Source organism: Vibrio sp. E150_018, from assembly GCF_053544035.1.
On the sequence record NZ_JBHGNY010000002.1, the window covers coordinates 77,725 to 95,294 of the forward strand.

At 39.4% G+C, this 17,570-nt stretch carries 16 protein-coding genes, 2 pseudogenes and 1 riboswitch; of the genes and pseudogenes, 11 read left to right on the top strand and 7 right to left on the bottom strand.

Going from position 1 to position 17,570, the window contains the following annotated elements; translation table 11 throughout:
• Position 1 precedes the first annotated feature (1 nt).
• Positions 2-496, top strand: a complete 495-nt coding sequence (ilvN, locus tag ACE3G9_RS03020) for an acetolactate synthase small subunit (RefSeq protein ID WP_089122190.1) — start codon at positions 2-4, stop codon at positions 494-496.
• Positions 497-1,030: 534 nt separating this feature from the next.
• On the opposite strand, the gene pykF is transcribed toward ilvN, so the two are convergent.
• Positions 1,031-2,443, bottom strand: a complete 1,413-nt coding sequence (gene pykF / locus ACE3G9_RS03025; protein WP_449218445.1) for a pyruvate kinase PykF — start codon at positions 2,441-2,443, stop codon at positions 1,031-1,033.
• 399 nt (positions 2,444-2,842) lie between these two features.
• Here pykF and ACE3G9_RS03030 point away from each other — a divergent pair, with 399 nt between their 5' ends.
• From ACE3G9_RS03030 to ACE3G9_RS03045, 4 genes are all read left to right on the top strand, one after another.
• Complete coding sequence (locus ACE3G9_RS03030; RefSeq protein ID WP_449218446.1) at positions 2,843-3,604, top strand: DeoR/GlpR family DNA-binding transcription regulator; 762 nt, start codon at positions 2,843-2,845, stop codon at positions 3,602-3,604.
• 97 nt (positions 3,605-3,701) lie between these two features.
• Positions 3,702-5,534, top strand: a complete 1,833-nt coding sequence (glmS, locus tag ACE3G9_RS03035) for a glutamine--fructose-6-phosphate transaminase (isomerizing) (RefSeq protein ID WP_449218447.1) — start codon at positions 3,702-3,704, stop codon at positions 5,532-5,534.
• Between the two features lie 164 nt (positions 5,535-5,698).
• Entirely contained in the window at positions 5,699-6,577 is an 879-nt protein-coding gene (locus ACE3G9_RS03040; protein ID WP_417880012.1) for a LysR family transcriptional regulator, read from the top strand.
• A 192-nt stretch (positions 6,578-6,769) separates the two neighbouring features.
• A complete protein-coding gene (locus ACE3G9_RS03045) occupies positions 6,770-7,669 on the top strand; it encodes a cation diffusion facilitator family transporter (RefSeq protein WP_449218448.1) in 900 nt (299 codons plus the stop codon).
• Here the strand turns inward: ACE3G9_RS03045 and zntR are convergent.
• Positions 7,666-8,121, bottom strand: a complete 456-nt coding sequence (gene zntR / locus ACE3G9_RS03050; protein WP_449218449.1) for a Zn(2+)-responsive transcriptional regulator — start codon at positions 8,119-8,121, stop codon at positions 7,666-7,668. The genes ACE3G9_RS03045 and zntR overlap by 4 nt on opposite strands.
• A 226-nt stretch (positions 8,122-8,347) precedes the next feature.
• Here zntR and ACE3G9_RS03055 point away from each other — a divergent pair, with 226 nt between their 5' ends.
• Positions 8,348-9,031: an OmpW/AlkL family protein gene (locus ACE3G9_RS03055; protein WP_449218450.1), complete on the top strand. Its 684-nt coding sequence runs from the start codon at positions 8,348-8,350 to the stop codon at positions 9,029-9,031.
• Positions 9,032-9,204: 173 nt separating this feature from the next.
• Here the strand turns inward: ACE3G9_RS03055 and ACE3G9_RS03060 are convergent.
• A pseudogene (locus tag ACE3G9_RS03060) lies at positions 9,205-9,428 on the bottom strand (beta-ketoacyl synthase N-terminal-like domain-containing protein); the annotation flags it as partial.
• Here ACE3G9_RS03060 and ACE3G9_RS03065 point away from each other — a divergent pair.
• Positions 9,423-9,650 (top strand): annotated as a pseudogene (locus ACE3G9_RS03065) (SAM-dependent methyltransferase); the annotation flags it as partial. The pseudogenes ACE3G9_RS03060 and ACE3G9_RS03065 overlap by 6 nt on opposite strands.
• A gap of 222 nt (positions 9,651-9,872) precedes the next feature.
• On the opposite strand, the gene ACE3G9_RS03070 reads toward ACE3G9_RS03065, so the two are convergent.
• Complete coding sequence (locus ACE3G9_RS03070) at positions 9,873-11,003, bottom strand: HlyD family secretion protein (RefSeq protein WP_449218451.1); 1,131 nt, start codon at positions 11,001-11,003, stop codon at positions 9,873-9,875.
• The gene (locus ACE3G9_RS03075) at positions 11,003-11,386 is read right to left on the bottom strand and encodes a DUF3302 domain-containing protein (protein WP_417880017.1); all 384 of its coding nucleotides are present in this window, start codon (positions 11,384-11,386) and stop codon (positions 11,003-11,005) included. The genes ACE3G9_RS03070 and ACE3G9_RS03075 overlap by 1 nt, the downstream gene beginning before the upstream one ends.
• A 290-nt stretch (positions 11,387-11,676) precedes the next feature.
• Between ACE3G9_RS03075 and ACE3G9_RS03080 the strand changes: the two genes are divergently transcribed.
• The 4 genes from ACE3G9_RS03080 (at position 11,677) to ribB (ending at position 15,461) form a co-directional block, all read left to right on the top strand.
• Positions 11,677-12,639 (top strand): bile acid:sodium symporter family protein, encoded by a 963-nt coding sequence (locus ACE3G9_RS03080; protein ID WP_417880134.1) that lies wholly within the window; start codon positions 11,677-11,679, stop codon positions 12,637-12,639.
• Positions 12,639-13,262 (top strand): mechanosensitive ion channel domain-containing protein, encoded by a 624-nt coding sequence (locus ACE3G9_RS03085; protein ID WP_449218452.1) that lies wholly within the window; start codon positions 12,639-12,641, stop codon positions 13,260-13,262. The genes ACE3G9_RS03080 and ACE3G9_RS03085 overlap by 1 nt, the downstream gene beginning before the upstream one ends.
• 301 nt (positions 13,263-13,563) lie before the next feature.
• Complete coding sequence (locus ACE3G9_RS03090; protein WP_417880019.1) at positions 13,564-14,178, top strand: acetate uptake transporter; 615 nt, start codon at positions 13,564-13,566, stop codon at positions 14,176-14,178.
• Positions 14,179-14,511: 333 nt separating this feature from the next.
• A riboswitch (FMN riboswitch) is annotated at positions 14,512-14,669 on the top strand.
• 129 nt (positions 14,670-14,798) lie between these two features.
• Positions 14,799-15,461, top strand: coding sequence for a 3,4-dihydroxy-2-butanone-4-phosphate synthase (gene ribB / locus ACE3G9_RS03095; protein WP_449218453.1), 663 nt, complete (start codon positions 14,799-14,801; stop codon positions 15,459-15,461).
• A gap of 80 nt (positions 15,462-15,541) precedes the next feature.
• Here ribB and ACE3G9_RS03100 read toward each other — a convergent pair whose 3' ends face one another.
• Positions 15,542-16,519, bottom strand: a complete 978-nt coding sequence (locus ACE3G9_RS03100; RefSeq protein WP_449218454.1) for an OmpA family protein — start codon at positions 16,517-16,519, stop codon at positions 15,542-15,544.
• 10 nt (positions 16,520-16,529) lie between these two features.
• Positions 16,530-17,567, bottom strand: coding sequence for a fimbrial protein (locus tag ACE3G9_RS03105; protein WP_417880022.1), 1,038 nt, complete (start codon positions 17,565-17,567; stop codon positions 16,530-16,532).
• Between the last annotated feature and the right edge of the window lie 3 nt (positions 17,568-17,570).

Here is a 17,570-nt window from a genome sequence, read left to right on the forward strand (position 1 = left end):
TATGAGACATATCATTTCATTATTATTAGAAAACCAACCGGGTTCTTTATCACGTGTTGTTGGCTTGTTTTCACAGCGAGGTTATAACATTGAGTCATTAACCGTTTCTCCGACGGATGATGAAACTTTATCACGTATTAATATCACCACCGCAACCGATGCGCTTCAGCTTGAGCAGATTGAAAAAAACCTACATAAACTTGTCGATGTGTTGAAAGTACAAGAGGTTACAGAGTATGACTATGTTGAGCGTGAGTTGATGTTAGTTAAAGTGAAAGCCAGTGGTTTTTCTCGCGCTGAAGTGCATCGTTTATCTGATGTATTCCGTGGGCAGATTGTCGATGTCACAGCATCGTTGTTTACCATTCAATTGGCCGGCGATAGTGCGAAATTAGATGCCTTTATCAAAGCGGTATCTGAAATGACCGATGTCATTGAAGTTGCGCGTAGTGGGGTGGTGGGTATTGCTCGGGGAGAACGTGCTTTAAAAGCATAACATCAGTACTTTATAGATAATAACGTAATAACAGATAACGCAGCCGACAGGTTGCGTTTTTTTATGCTCCAATTTTTTATACTCAATTTGCCTTGCCTAAAGCTTGCTTTATTCTTGCTGAAACTCGCAGCTTGAAGTTACTTGGGTATATGAAGAAAAGATCTAAGACGTTAGTCTAATAAATCGGCAAAACTTCACTAAACTTATTGAATGAATATTTATCAATTTCGGTGAGTAACTTATGTCTAATGTCGTGGTTGTTAGAATAACAATTGCTAGTTTGTTAGTACTTGCTATCAATATTAGTGCTTTATATTTCTTATTGTTGGTGGTATTGCTGAACACTCATCATCAGGAGTTCTTTGGTTGGTAATGGCGCAGAAAAGGTTGTATCTAATATAGGGAAGAAGGTGATAGGGAAGATAGTGCAGTGAGTTGTACAACTAAAAGTGGATTGTGTTTTGTAGGTGTAAGGAAAGTATAAAAAAGGAGGCTAATTGGCCTCCTTTTGGTATTTCTATCCGTTCATTTTAATTAAAGAACGTGAACAGAAGATGTGTTAGTTGTGCCAGATGGTACTAGAGCACCAGAAACCATAACGGTTACATCGCCTTTCTTGCCATAGCCTGTTTCTAGCGCTAGAGCTATACCTTGACGGTAGAAGTCTTCAGTATTATTGATAGAGTCAACAACGATTGGCGTTACACCTTTAGATAAGCAAAGCTGTGCTGCAGTTTTAGTGTTAGTTGTAACGGCAATGATTTTCGCTGTCGGGAAGTATTTGCGAACTGAACGAGCAGATTTACCAGCTTCAGTTGCCACAACGATTACAGGAGCGGCAAGCTTCTCGGCAGTTTCTACTGCTGATTTACATACAGCTTCAGTGATACGTAGGCGAGGACTGTCTAAACGAGAACCGAGTTCTGCTTTTAAAGCTTTATCAGTACGAGCACAGATTTGCGCCATGATAGTTACCGCTTCAACAGGGTACTTACCTTTTGCAGACTCACCAGAAAGCATTACTGCATCAGTACCATCCATGATTGCGTTTGCCACATCACCCGCTTCTGCTCGAGTTGGGCGTGGGTTTTTGATCATAGAATCAAGCATTTGAGTTGCAGTAATAACCACTTTACGTGCGCGGTTACATTTCTCAATCATCATTTTCTGAGCGAAGATTACTTCTTCAACTGGGATTTCAACACCTAGGTCACCACGAGCAACCATGATGCCGTCAGACGCTTCTAAAATCTCATCGAAGTTATCCACACCTTCTTGGTTTTCGATTTTAGAGATGATTTGGATGTTTTCGCCGCCGTTTGCACATAGTAATTCACGGATTTCTTTTACATCGTTTGCTTTACGGATGAAAGAAGCAGCAACGAAATCAACGCCTTGCTCACAACCAAATTTAAGGTCAGCTTTATCTTTTTCAGCTAGTGCTGGAAGTTTTACAGAAACGCCAGGAAGGTTAACACCTTTGTTTTCACCTAGGTCGCCGTTATTTAATACTTTACATTTCACTTCTGTATCAGTCGTTGAAACAACTTCCATTTCAATAAGACCATCGTCTACTAGGATAGTATCACCAGCGTTAAGGTCTTGAGCGAAACCAGGGTAAGTTACCGCTACAGTGTTTTTGTTACCCACAACAGAAGTATCGGTTGTGAATGTGAAATCTTGACCAGCAACTAGAGTAACATCGTTGCCGTTTTCTAGTTTGATAGTGCGGATTTCTGGACCTTTAGTATCTAAAAGGATCGCAAGTTGCTTACCCGTGTTCTTCATTACTTGGCGAAGGTTAGCAATACGGTTGCCGTGCTCTTCGAAATCACCGTGTGAAAAGTTCAAACGCATTACGTTCATGCCAGCGTTTGCTAGCTCAGTTAGTTTCTCAATAGATTCAGTTTTCGGGCCAATCGTACATACGATTTTGGTCTTTTTCATGAGTAGGTACTCTCCGGTAAGTAATATTACATTTTTCAATTTTTATGCGTTTTAATCGCAAGCAACTTGATTGATTGAGTGCATTAAAACAGAAATTCTTTGCTGAGTTTTTATTGCATGAGCTACATTGTAGTCATTATTCCCATTCTCGCATGGCCACACTTCATTTTCGTTGCAGCCTCCATTTCATTTTGTAGTCTGCGAGGGGCTGCGTTGTAATTTTGTTTCTTAAATAAGGGTAATAATTTTACCAGTCTTTGTGGGGAAGATCACGATACTTACTTGTCTTAGAGCAAGGTTTCTTCGAAAAACATTTATTTTTTATAGTGAAAAAAATGGACAATTAAGTTTCGATTGTGTTTAATGTATTTCGTTTCGAAACTTTGTTGGTTTTATTTTATGTCAAAACGAAATACTCAACAGCGACGTCACCTTATTGTTCAACAAGTAAATGAATTGGGTGAGGTCAGTGTGGAAGCATTGAATAAGCAATTCAATATCTCTGAAGTCACTATAAGAAAAGACTTGTCAGCATTAGAAGCTAGTGGTTTGCTATTGCGCCGTTACGGAGGGGCAATCTCTTTACCTAAAGAAATTATCAATGAAGCATTTTCGGAAGAGGTTTCGAAACGAAAGGTTGAGTTGGCGAAAGCCGCAGCATCGCTTATTAAAGATCACCATAGAATCATTATTGATAGCGGTAGCACTACTGGTGCTTTGATTGAACAACTTAATTACAAGCGTGGTTTAGTTGTGATGACCAACTCACTGAATGTTGCTAATGCATTAAATGCATTAGAAAGTGAACCCACATTACTAATGACAGGTGGAACTTGGGATACCCATTCGGAATCATTCCAAGGTCAAGTCGCAGAACAAGTGCTTCGCTCTTATGATTTTGATCAGTTATTTATTGGCGCAGATGGCATCGACTTAGCTCGAGGAACCACCACATTTAATGAACTTTTAGGTTTAAGTCAGGTGATGTCCGAAGTAGCACGCCGTGTGGTAGTGATGGTGGAATCTGACAAGATTGGTAGAAAAATTCCAAATTTAGAACTGGCATGGGACAAAGTCGATGTGTTGGTAACTGATAATGGCATCACTGACGAACAACAAGCACAAATACAGAAATATAACGTGCAAGTGCTGATTGCCTAATATCAAAAAACTTAACACTTAAAATTAATCAATTTATTAAATTACGCTTTACCATCTTTTGCTTGCTGCTGGTAAAGGAATAAAAAAGGATAACAATATGTGTGGAATCGTTGGTGCTGTTGCGCAGCGTGATATAGCTGAAATTCTTGTTGAAGGTTTACGTCGTTTGGAATATCGCGGCTATGATTCAGCGGGAGTCGCAGTGGTCGATGCTGATTCAAACATGACGCGCGTGCGCCGCTTAGGCAAAGTGCAAGAATTAGCCGATGCAATTGAAGCTGCCGATGTGTTTGGTGGAACTGGTATTGCTCATACTCGTTGGGCAACTCATGGTGAACCTTCGGAAATTAATGCTCATCCACACGTTTCTAATGATATTTCGGTGGTACACAACGGCATTATTGAAAATCATCAAGTATTGCGTGAAACCTTGCGTGAACGTGGTTATGTATTTGAGTCTCAAACGGATACTGAAGTGATCGCTCATTTAGTTGAATGGGAACGTCGTACTTCTGAAACATTAATCGAAGCATTGCAAAAAGCGGTTAAGCAGCTTGATGGTGCTTACGGTACGGTCGTATTTGATCGTAAAGATCCAAGCCGTGTAGTTGTTGCACGTTCAGGTAGCCCGATTGTGATTGGCTTAGGATTGGGTGAAAACTTTATCGCTTCGGATCAATTGGCTCTATTAAATGTCACTCGTCGTTTTATGTACCTTGAAGAGGGGGATGTTGCTGAAGTGACTCGTCGGGATGTGACCGTTTTTTCTGAGAATGGTGAACGAGTAGAGCGTATGGTTTCTGAATCAAGCGCAGAGCATGATGCAGGTGATAAAGGTCAATATCGCCACTTTATGCAGAAAGAAATCTTTGAGCAGCCAACCGCATTAATTAACACTATGGAAGCTCGACTCACCAAAGATACTGTGGTGACGGAAAGCATCGGTGTGAATGCTGCCGAGATCCTATCTAAAGTTGAACATGTGCAAATCATCGCTTGTGGTACGTCTTATAATGCTGGTATGACAGCACGTTATTGGTTTGAGTCTTTGGCTGGCGTCAGTTGTGATGTGGAAATTGCATCAGAATTCCGCTACCGAAAATTTGTTACTCGTCCAAATAGTCTGTTGATTACCCTATCTCAATCAGGCGAGACAGCAGACACCTTAGCCGCATTACGCTTAGCTAAAGAAAAAGGCTACATGTCAGCGATGACCATTTGTAATGTCGCCGGCTCATCTCTTGTTCGCGAGTCGGACTTTGCTTTTATGACACGTGCCGGTACTGAAATTGGCGTAGCTTCAACTAAAGCTTTTACTACTCAGTTAGCAGCGTTATTAATGCTAGTTACTGCAATGGGGAAACAGCAGCAACGTATCGATAGTGCCAAAGAAGCGGAAATTGTGGAAGCTTTGCATCTACTGCCTTCTCAAATTGAAAAAGCACTCGCTTACGATAAAGAGATTGAAGCCTTAGCCGAAGGTTTTGCCGATAAACATCACACGCTATTCTTAGGCCGTGGTGAGTATTATCCCATTGCACTAGAAGCTTCTTTAAAGCTTAAGGAAATCTCTTATATTCATGCAGAAGCTTATGCTGCGGGCGAGCTAAAACATGGTCCTCTAGCATTAATTGATGCCGATATGCCAGTGGTAGTTGTTGCGCCAAATAATGATCTACTTGAAAAGCTTAAATCAAACATCGAAGAGGTCCGTGCTCGTGGCGGTTTACTGTATGTGTTTGCTGATGCAGGTGCAGGGTTTGAAGCAGACGAAAGCATGAAGATCATTAATCTTCCACATGTCAGCGAGATCACCGCGCCAATCTACTACACCATTCCAATGCAGTTGCTTTCGTATCATGTTGCTTTGATTAAAGGCACCGATGTCGATCAGCCTAGGAACCTAGCTAAGGCAGTGACGGTTGAGTAATTTCATTTTAAATTAATGGTTTACATACGATTCTAGCAATTAAATATTGGTTGTGACTAAATGGCTGTGTTCCGGTTTGGACACAGCCATTTTTATATCACCTATATTAGGCAATCTTTCAAAAATTGTTTATTATTCTGAGACTTTCATTAGGTGAGTCAGCTATGAACTTGTCACAAATCGAAGCATTCTGCACCGTTGCTAATACCGGTTCCGTTTCTGAAGCGGCCCGACAGCTAGAATGCAATCGCACCAAACTTAGTATGGCAATTAAAGCACTTGAAACGGATCTAAATGTTAAGTTGTTTATCCGCACTGGCAATAACTTAACCTTGTCTGAGATTGGTAAGGCGGTTTATAAGGATTTTGAAAGTATTCTTATTACCACTTCACGTGTTCGTCGCATTTGTTCTCAAGTTTCTAAAGAGTTTGCCGCTGAAATATGGATAGCTCGTGATGACGCCTTGCCGGATATGTTATGGCAGGAGTTTGCCCATTCGCTTAGTAAGCAGTTTCCTAGTACTTCGTTTAATATCATTCTGGCTTCTAGTGGCGACTTGGCCAATTTAGTCGCCACACAACAAGTGGATTTTGCATTTGGAGTGGATTACGAACATATCGATGATGCTCGTATTGTTCGTCAGCCTCTGGGTAAAATTCGTATGATGTCGGTGTGCAGTTCAACCCACCCATTAAGCAAAATTCAACGAGTGACAGATGAAGAATTACGTAAGTCTATGCAAGCAGTCATGGCTTACTTGAATGAGCAAGATAATGCTAGTTTAGAGCCTTTTTCTCGTCGTTATATTGGTTTCTCTAGTTTTGAATACATGCTTAATACCATATTGACTGAATCAGCATGGGGAGTGCTTCCTGAACCATTGATTCGTCATCACCTGCGTGAACAACGCCTTTCGGTGATTCGCCATACTTATGGGTTAACCCAAGAAGATTTTTGTATGTTCAGTGTTGCTGAAGGCGCTGATAGTCCTGCCATTGATTGGTTAGTCGATAAAGTGAGTGATTATCTGTTCGACTTCTAAAGTATTTTTACTCTTCTTTACTTTGCTAGGTCAGCCAGTGTCATTTAATTTGACAGTTAATTTTAGAGGTTAGTTATTGAATAATATTAAGTTAATTTTTATTGATACGTTTCCATTTTTAGTTTGTGTAAATCTTTATTGTAAAGCTCCTCCATTTCGCCAAAATATCTTTAGTTATCTAAAGGTATTAATATGTCTGTTCATTCAAGGTTTAACGAAAATTCTGTTTTAGTTTTCTCGGCTGTTTTTGCATCTATGTTTGCCGGGGGAGGCTTGATTGTTGGCTTACTTGTTGGCTCGCTTGTCATCATGTTTGATGGGGTGTATTCCCTTGTTAGCCTACTGTTAACATTGTTGTCGCTCGTTGCCGCTCGTTATATTAAAAAACCATCTGATGCTCAATTTCCTTTTGGTCGCGCGCTATTCGAACCTGCGGTTATCGCGGTCAAAGGAGCAGTGATCTTATTAATCGTCAGTTATTCATTATATTCAGCGATTGGCGCCATGTTTACTGGAGGCCGTGCTGTTGATGTTTCGATTGCAACCGCCTTTGGTGTTATCAATATTATTGGTTGTGGTCTGGCTTGGTGGTGCATGATCTCATTACGAAACAAGCATTTTTCTGGTTTGGTTGATGCTGAAGTGAAGCAATGGCAAATGGATACATTATTGAGTGTTGCTGTAACCGCAGGATTTGTGGTGGCTTGGTTGATGACATTAACACCGTTGGAAAAATACGCGGTATATGCAGACCCAATGATGATGCTACTGATGTCATTTTATTTTATTAAAGTACCGTTTGAGATGTTGCGATCTGCATTAAGAGAAATCTTTTTGATGGCACCAAGTAAAGAGATTTACCAAACCGTTGATCAAAGCATTATAGTGACGAATGAAGATTCTCAACAAGAAATTGAATTAGCGGGTGTAGTGAAGGTTGGCCATGAATTGTGGGTCGATGTGGATCTTCATGTTGATGATTCTAGTGAACTGATCTCACGTGATGATATTGAACAAGCCAGACATGGCATTGAAGCTCGCTTGTCTTCTTTGCCATTGAAATTACAGCTCACTATTAATATTGCCAGTTAATGTTTCTGACAGCTTTCGGAGTGGTGATGTTTTTCGACTTTCACTTTCTCCGTATTAGTTTCCAAAGCTTGTAAGATGGTACATTCCTCTGCGCTACCTTTACCGCCACAGCAAGCGGACGATAAGGTTTTTAATGAGCGTTGAAAATGTTGTAGTTCCGCCAATTTTTGCTCCACATCCGCAAGTTTAGCATCAACCACTTGTTTGACATCAAAGCAAGAATTACTGGCTTTATCGACTTCGATTTCAAGTAACTCTTTAATATCTGCAAGGTTAAATCCTACCTTTTTAGCTCTAATAATAAATTGTAGTGCTTGCCTATCTTGCTCGTTATATAGGCGGTAGCCAGATTCAGAGCGAGCAGATGGGCTTAATAAGCCTGACTTTTCATAAAAGCGTAGTGTGTCGTTATTGATACTGCATAACTTAGCCAGTTCTCCGATTTTGTACATTGCTTATTCCTATTTTCTGCTGATATCAGTGTAAATCTTATAGTCTAAACATAGGTTCCATTTTTACCTACGGTTATTTCACTAGGTAAAATGATGGTGTGATCACGTCTTGTCAATTTATACGGGGAAATCATAAGTAAAATTGATGTAACTCAAAAGTGGTACTTCCATTTGTTTTTATTGTTGAATATTGAGGAATCATAATAAAAACAATATAGGTGAAATAATGAAAAAGTCTTTGATAGTTTTAGCTCTTATTACGGCAGGTTTTACTTCAGTGTCTGCTCATGCTGCTCTACAACAAGGTGACTTTTTAGTCCGGGCTGGCGCGGTATTAGTCGCACCGGATGAAAGTAATTCAGGTATTAAAGCTGGAGGAACCAATTTAGGTGGTGACGTTTCAGTGGATAATAATACTCAGCTTGGATTGAATTTTGCTTATATGATGAGAGATCACTGGGCACTTGAGTTGTTGGCTGCAACCCCATTTAGCCATGATGTTACATTAGGCGGTTCACCGGCAGGGCTTGACTCTTTGAACGGTGGATTGGGCAATGTGAAACACTTACCACCAACTTTAAGCGTATTGTATTACCCGATGGATACTCAATCGAAATTTCAACCTTATGTCGGGGTTGGTGTAAACTATACAATGTTTTTTGATGAATCGGTTGATGATAGCGCTAAAGATAAAGGATTCAGTAACTTAGATTTAGATAACTCTTGGGGCTGGGCTGGCCAAGTAGGGATGGATTATTTTATTACCGATAATATCACCTTGAATGCTCAGGTTCGATATATCGATATTGATACCGAAGCTAATGTTGAGCTTAATGGTGTTGGCAAGTTAAACGTCGATGTTGATATCGACCCTTGGGTTTACATGGTTGGCATTGGTTATAAGTTCTAGTTATTGCTAAATGAAGAGAAAGCGGCGCTGGTTTATCTGACAAGCGCCACTTTTATTTAAGCGTATTTTTTAAAAATAATTAAAGTATTAATATCACTAAATGTGAAATCGTTACTCATGATGTATTGGCAATCCATTTCACGGCCGTCTCCACGAATAGAATCTAAATCGTCACGAGCAACGGCATGCTCATCGTCTTCAAGCACTAAAGTACCAGCCCTTCACCAATGACTAAGCCATCTCGGTCTTTATCATAAGGACGAGGAGTGGTTTTCGGAGAGTCGTTTTTTAAACTGGTTGCAAAAAGGGTATTAAAAACGGCTGACTCAGTAGGGCATCGCTCTTTACCACCACCGGCAACCATTACGGCTTGGTAACTCTGTTTGATTTCTTCCCAGACAATATGCTCGATAAGCAACAAGCTTTGCCAGAAGGTGCTGATGTGTGGTGGATGAGTCAATTTCTAGATTGCTGCTCACCGATGGAAATTCTCAGTATTTTGCGCTGCGTTCGTGCTGCGATGAAGCCTTCAATCGATCTGTATATTATTGAACTATTTTGGGATGCACAGCGTTATGAGGCTGCGTCATACATCTTAAAGCTGATTAAAATTGAATTTAGATAGAGATTGAGAATGAACACAATACAAAAAACATCGGTTGTGATTATTGGTGCTGGTCTTTCTGGTTCAGTGGCTGAGGTTATTCTTAAATAGCATGATATTGAATAGAAAGTCTTATGTTAGATAACAAAAAGCCCCAAATGTTGGTTGTCCAATGATTGGGGCTCAGTTCAATTTGGGGCTTTGTGTACCTGAAGTATTACTGTGAGTGCATTGATATTAGTGGTCGAAGTACACGTAGTTTTGCCAGCTTTTCATTCGAATTAGGATTTTACGAATAATAGCAACGTGTTCTAACTTGCCTGAGTAGACTGCAATTTCAACATTAGCTCCCATAGGTAAGTTATACTGGTCGACATCATCAATCAGTTTCAGTTTTACCATGATACGGCCTTGAGTTTGCAGAGCATTGGTTCCTAATAGTTCACCACCAGCTTGGAATTGACTCTCAGCAATTGCAGGAAGTACTTCTTCCACCTCTGCTTTGAAAGACTTACCAGGGAGCGCTCTAAATATCATATCTGCTTCATCACCAGCTTTAATATTTAGTGTTGAGTTTTGGCGGAAGGCACCCACGAAGTAATGATCTTGAGTACTCACGAAAGTTAAAATTGGTTTAAATGGGAGTGGAACTGCCATAACACCAGGCTTTAATGCTAGTTGAGAAACATAACCATCCGTTGGTGCACGAATGATTGTTTGGTCTAGATTAAATTGAGCTTTATCTAATGCTGCTTGTGCTTCTGCAACTGAGGTATTAACCCCATCAATTTGTGATTCGAACGCGGCTTTAGCGGCATTTTCATTAGAAAGGGCTGCTTGGTAAGCGGCTTCTGCGCCTTTCGCGATTTGTTGTTTGTCATCCACTTGTTGCAAAGTAAATGCGCCACGTTTGTAACCTTTTTGGTAACGCGCTGCTTCACGTTGTGAGCGATCTCTTTCTGCCAAGGCTTGCACACTAGTGGCGGCAGCTTGTTTGTAATCAGCTTCTAGAACTAATACATTTTGTTTCGCGGCAGCCAGTGCTGCTTTTTTTTGTACAACCGCAGCTTTAAATGGGGTATCGTCCAAACGGACTAATACATCGCCTTGTTTTACGAGTTTGTTTGGTACAACGTCGACGGAAACCACACGGGCGCGGACATTAGAAACCATTGGTGTCGTGCTATAGATTTGGCCACCCAACTGAGTGAATGGCTGGAAGTAGTTCATCGCTAAGAAGATAGAGCCAAGTAAAACTACGCCACCTAAAACCGCAGTTGGAACCGTCCACTTATTGAGTGGGATACGGAAGATTTTAAATATCGCAATACAAAAAGCGGTATAGGTTAGAATCAATATTGTTTCCATTAGTTTGATTCTCCTTTGGCGCTTTCTTGTGTGTGCTCAGTTGGTTTTGCTTGAGGTGATAATTCAGCCATTTGTTTTTGTAGTTGAGAGATTTGCTTATTCAATTCATCCACTTTATGGTGCATATCATCTTGTTCGGCTTGTAGTTTATTAAAGCCCCAACCTCGATCTTCACGCCATAAGGTCGCCCAGATCCACAAGAATGGCCAAAGTACATGTAAAGTAAATAGACTTACCCAGCCAGAAACATGAATGGCATCTTGATGGGGATGATTGCGCTTTTTGGCAATTTCATAGGGGATATCGTGAATAACAATGATGCCGTAAAACAGCACCAGTACGACGAAAATAAGTATGCCCAGAGCTAGATGATCTAATGTCATTATTTTTCCTTTATCTGCTCGCTCAATATAATGCGATGACAGTTATTAATAAAAATATCGTGATTTTATTAATATTAGTTAATATTCTATGTCAAACAAGGCTTTGCTTAAAATACAACGCTTTGTATTCTTTGGGCTGCATCTCATAATATATGGTGTGTACGTCATGTTAGTTTATACGATACTAATGAAGTTCCAAAGTTTTTATCCAATTTTATTTATTAAGAGATATTAATCATATGCGTTTAAATCTAGTCGCAGTATTAAAAAAAGAATGGTTTTTAATCGCGATGGTCATCTGCATGTTACTCGCTACGATTATTCCTGATGTTGGGCGTAGCCAAGGTAGTTTGCATTTAGATCAGGTGACCGCTTTCGGTATTGCGATCGTTTTCTTTTTGCATGGTATTGGCCTTTCTCCACAATCGTTAAAAGCGGGGATGAGTAATTGGAGGCTGCATCTATTTATTCAATCGGCGACGTTTATTCTCTATCCTTTACTTTGGCTAGTGTTTGGTCAAGGATTATTGGCTGTGATGCCTAGCGCATTGGCATTTGGTTTTTGCTTTCTATTTGTATTACCGAGCACGATATCTTCATCGGTCGCTATGACCGCGATTGGTCGAGGCAATATGCCGGGAGCGATATTTAACGCATCACTTTCTAGTATTCTTGGGATCTTAATTACCCCACTCTTGGTTCAAGTCTTTATGGGGTTAGAGGGCGCTAAAATTGATGTTATGGATTCAGTTACTTCTATTTCGACGATGCTATTATTGCCTATGGTGCTTGGTCAACTATTGAGACCTTTTTTGCTAGCAAGTTTTGAAAAGTATAAAAGTATTATTGGTAAGTTAGATAAATTCGTTATCTTATTGATTATTTTTAATGCATTTAGTGATTCCATAGCAGAGGGGGTTTGGCATAGCTTTTCTATTGAGTATGTCATTATGTCGGTTGTAATTTGTGGGCTGGTATTGTTTTTTGTCGTGAACTTGATGGTTAAAAGCACTCGTTGGCTGGGCTTTGATCATGCTGATGAAGTGGCAGCGGTGTTTTGTGGTAGCAAAAAAACCTTGGCGGCTGGCGTGCCAATGGCGAAAGTGATTTTTAGTGCTGATCCTAGATTAGGGATGATATTGTTGCCGATAATGATTTATCACCCATTACAAATATTTTATTGCGCAGTTCTAGCCAATCGGTATCAAAAGAAAGCCATCACTCGTGAACAGCAAATAGAGGCGAATGATTAATGTCTACAATATCTCAAGAATGGTTGGTGTTTACTCAAGACTATTACAAATGGTTTATTACGGTTTTGGTTTTAGTGTTTTATCCAATGCTTCGCCGTATTCCGAGTAAAATTTTCTTACGTAGTATGAAAAGTGGTATTAGTCCTCACCGTAAGCAACGCGCTAGGCTATTGCTCAATACTATTACTTCTATCATTCTAATCTGTTTGTTATTGATGTTGTGGGGGATTGAATTAAAAGGTTTATTAGTCGTTGGTTCATCCATGTTTGCTTTATTGGGGGTGGCACTCTTTGCTGGTTGGTCATTATTGAGTAACTTAACCAGCTTTTTAATTTTGTTTACCCAGAATGATTGTCGAGTGGGGCGCTGGGTGAGAGTTGTTGATGGTGCTAATTTTTTGGAAGGTGAGATCACCGAAATGGGCTTTATGAATGTTCAGTTACGTAGCCTTGATGGTGATTCGATTTTGTACCCGAATAGCTTATTTATAACTCGACCTGTGATTGTATTAAAAGAAAAACCACAACCAAAAGAGACTAATGCCTCTGAAGTAGAGGTAGCAATAGAGCAGAATACGGGTACTGTTGAATCGAAAGTTACTGAAAAAATAGTAAAATCATAATAACTATGTCCCTATTTTATTCAGTCAGAATATGATCATAGTTATTCTATCTCTATTCAATTTAACGCCACATCAGATTGGTTTGAAAGGTGCTTACATTCTTTCGCCAATCTTCCTTGCTTAAAGGGGTGGATGATAGCTCTGAATTCTGCATCTTGAAGTCACTAGGGTATATTAAGATTTCTCATGACTTTAAATGAGTTTTTTGTGACTTATACTACAAAGTGTTTTACAAAATTTCGATCATCGACAATAATACGCCGCTTTTAAAATTTCGTTCATATTTTAATCAGGTAATTCTATGTCAACCGCGACTACTACAAAACCAGCAAATCCAGCACCGTTAGGCTTAATGGCGTTTGGTATGACTACGATTCTTTTAAATCTACATAATGTAGGTTTATTTCCATTAACTAGTGTAATTCTTGCTATGGGTATTTTTTATGGCGGTATTGCACAAGTTATCGCTGGTATTATGGAATATAAAAATGGTAATACATTTGGTACCACAGCTTTCACTTCTTACGGTATGTTTTGGTTATCACTTGTCGGTCTAATTTTAATGCCTGGCATGGGGCTAGGAGAAGTAACACCAACGTATTTTCTAGCCTCTTACCTACTCATCTGGGGTATCTTCACTGGCTTGATGTTTATCGCAACATTGGCTCGTTACCCAGTAGCGAAACAAGTGATATTTGGTAGCTTGACTCTACTATTTTTCTTGCTTGCGGCAGGTGATTTTACTGGTAATGCAACTATCGGCCATATTGCTGGTGTCGTTGGTATTTTCTGTGGTTCAAGTGCGGTTTACCTAGCGGTTGCCACAGTCATCAATTTAGAATTTGGTCGCACTATTCTTCCTATCGGTGAAAAGAAAGTTGCTGCACCTGTTGAGTCAATTAAAGCTGCTGCTTAATTCGTTCCTAACAAAAACGTTATCGTGAAAGCCTCAGCTTAGTCTGAGGCTTTTTTGATCTTGGCTACTGCTTATATTTATCGCACTAATTATCTGATCATTCTTAATTGTGCAAAGCCTCGATAACTACGTTATCCCTTTCGTTTATAAAGACGTTGATTGTAGAGCAACTACTTATCAAAAATTTATGCCTTGTTCTCAAAATTTTTTCCTGCGTAATTTCTGAACACCTAATTAATTTGATTAGTATTAGAATTTATCTCTAACAGGAAATAGATTTTATCTTGTCGCTGTAATAGTATGTATCCACCACACTAAGTGGCACAATTTTTAACTTATTCTCAGGGCGGGGCGAAATTCCCCACCGGCGGTAAATAGCACTTGATGTTATCAGCCCGCGAGCGCCTATTCATTATCGTTTTGAAGTAGGGTCAGCAGATCTGGTGAGATGCCAGAGCCGACAGTTATAGTCTGGATGGGAGAGGATAAATGACACTGAACTACCTTAATTTCTAAGGTGGTTTAGTGGCTTTGACGTTGGTAATGCGTAGATTTTGCTATTTGTCTTACTGACCCCTTCTTAAAGAGCCCTGATTCTGGTATCCACAGGAGATATTACCATGAATCAGAACCAACCTTCGTTATTGGCCGAGTTTGGAAATCCTATTGAGCGTGTTGAAGTCGCTTTAGTTGCCTTGCAACAAGGGCAAGGTGTACTCGTACTTGATGATGAGGATCGTGAAAATGAAGGCGATCTTATTTATTCTGCTGAAACACTAACCGATGCTCAAATGGCGCTAATGATTCGCGAGTGTAGCGGTATTGTGTGCTTATGCTTAACCGATGAACAAGCTAATCAACTTGATTTACCGCCAATGGTCATTAATAACAATAGCCAGAATCAGACGGCATTTACGGTTTCAATCGAAGCCAAGCAAGGTGTGACGACTGGTGTATCAGCAGCAGATCGTGTTACCACTATTAAAACGGCCATTTTTGCCGATGCTAAGCCAGATGATTTAGCTCGCCCTGGTCACGTTTTCCCTCTACGCGCTCGTACTGGCGGGGTATTTACTCGTCGAGGTCATACGGAAGGCACGACGGATTTGATGCAGCTTGCTGGCTTGAATCCTGCGGGAGTATTGTGTGAAGTAACGAACCCTGATGGCACTATGGCGCGCGCAGAAGAGATCGTGGCATTCGGCAAACTACATAACATGCCAGTATTAACTATTGATGATATCGTTCAATATCGCGAGTCGTTAATGAAAAAACAAGCGTAGCGCACTAAAATAGTTGAATAAATATAAAAACGATGCCTAATAATGACATCGTTTTTTATTTAAAGATAAAACTATTTCATCTATTCTATATTTTTAATTTCGACAATGACCTTTCTTGCTTTTGGTCTTTCTTTTTCTTCAGGTGATAATAGATAAAGATCGGTTTTTAAATGGATACGTTCTGAAGGGATTCCATTCTTTTGCAAATAATTGATAGCGGTTCTAGCACGCTTATCGGCTAATTTTTCATTATAAGAACGATATTTTTCATGAGTATCGGCACTACCTGTTACTATTATTACGTAATGTTCAAATGATCTTGTACGTTCAATAGCATTATCCAATGATATTCGATTAGATGGGGTTAATTGATAAGAGTCATAGGCATAAGTTTCACTGTCGTACTGTTCATTAAAAATAGTTATAATATTTGGATTCGACTCTTCCATTTCAATGGTAGTTACATTATCTGATTTAGCTCCCCAAGGTCTTACGATAAGAGATAATGTAAATTGTTTTAGAGCATCATTTGTTGGTCTGTCGTATTTCGGACTAGTAAATTCAACATTGAAAGTATGATCATAGTTTAAACCGATATCAATATATTCATTTAATCGATAATAGCCGCCAACGCTAAGTAAAGGGCTAATATCATTATGGGAGCTTTGGCTGTCATAGATAGGATTATCCAGTTTGCTTTTATAAATGTATGCTCCAATTCCAGCTGATATTTTGAAATCACTCCATTCAAATAGTGTTTTTTGCGCAAGGATATCTAATCCTTGGATAGTGAAATCTTCTCCATTAGAATACCCTCGATAAGCTGTTTCAGTACTAAACCATGGGAAATTATAACCGATCCCATATCTTAGGAGAGTTATATTATCATTTTCTGAAAAAGCAGAATCCTGAAACTCTGCTTTCCCCCCCCCAGCTATAAAATAAAGATCATTTAAATATGATGGACTTGGAGTGGATATCTCAGATGCATAACTATTTTGAAAAATGAAAATATTCCCAATGAATATCAATATTAAAAAGATAGTTTTAATTAACATTATTATATCTCTATAAGTAGGAGACTGAATAAATGACCATGGCTTCAAATTTTCCTTTGTCTATATTATCTGAATCAAGTGCATATAAAGTAGCATTGTAACGATCATAACCGACTTTTTCTATTTCATAGCCAGGATCAATAGGTTCATTTAATTTTACAGGAGTACCATTTTCGGTGTGGAGTTTAATAGCAAGGCCTTCTAGTTTATTACCACTAGGGTCAAATGCAGGAATATAAATGTTGTTATTTGCATCTCTTATATTATTGAAATAACCACGTAACTGTACTGCTCGACAATCTGGTCCATATTTAATATTCGTTACAACAATAGACACTGGTTGAGTCACTGTATTTCTAATATCATTCTCATTAAGTAAGCCAAAGTCAACATTGTTATTTTGAAGTTTTAATTCCACTTCGCACTTAGACGGTTTTAAAACATCCATATTTTCTATAACTGCATTATAGTTCGAATATTTTCCGTTATAACCTTTAACGCCATCGACTTGAAATATATTTAAAGGAGATGAATAGCCTTCGAATGTACCTGGTCCCGTGACAATAATGGGTTGATAAGTAATGGTTTTAGTTACTTTTGTTCTGACTTCACACGCGGAATTCGTTTCACCTGTAGCACATTTGTCAACTATAAAACTTTCTACCGGTGTTTTGGAACCATAGATATCTATGCCGTTATAGCGAAATCCTACCTTGATACCAGATATATCAGGTACACCCGTATCTCCCGTTTTACCCGGCCAAAAATAGACTTGTTCAACCATTTTTCTTTCACGTGGATAATGTGTAGCGTCTTTATAACAAGTAATGGTGACTGTTTGGGTTGTACCTCTCCAAATAACTTGGTCGTTTGGAGCACTTTCTGGTACAGATGCTGAAGGGTCGATATAAAAATGACTGACCCCACCAGGACCACTTCCCCCAAATGACCCACCAGCATCAGTGCTATAACAAGCCAGAGCCCAGGTTTGGGTATTGATGCCTAATGTCAGAATTAGAGCAAAAATCCATAGGATATAACGCGTCATGAA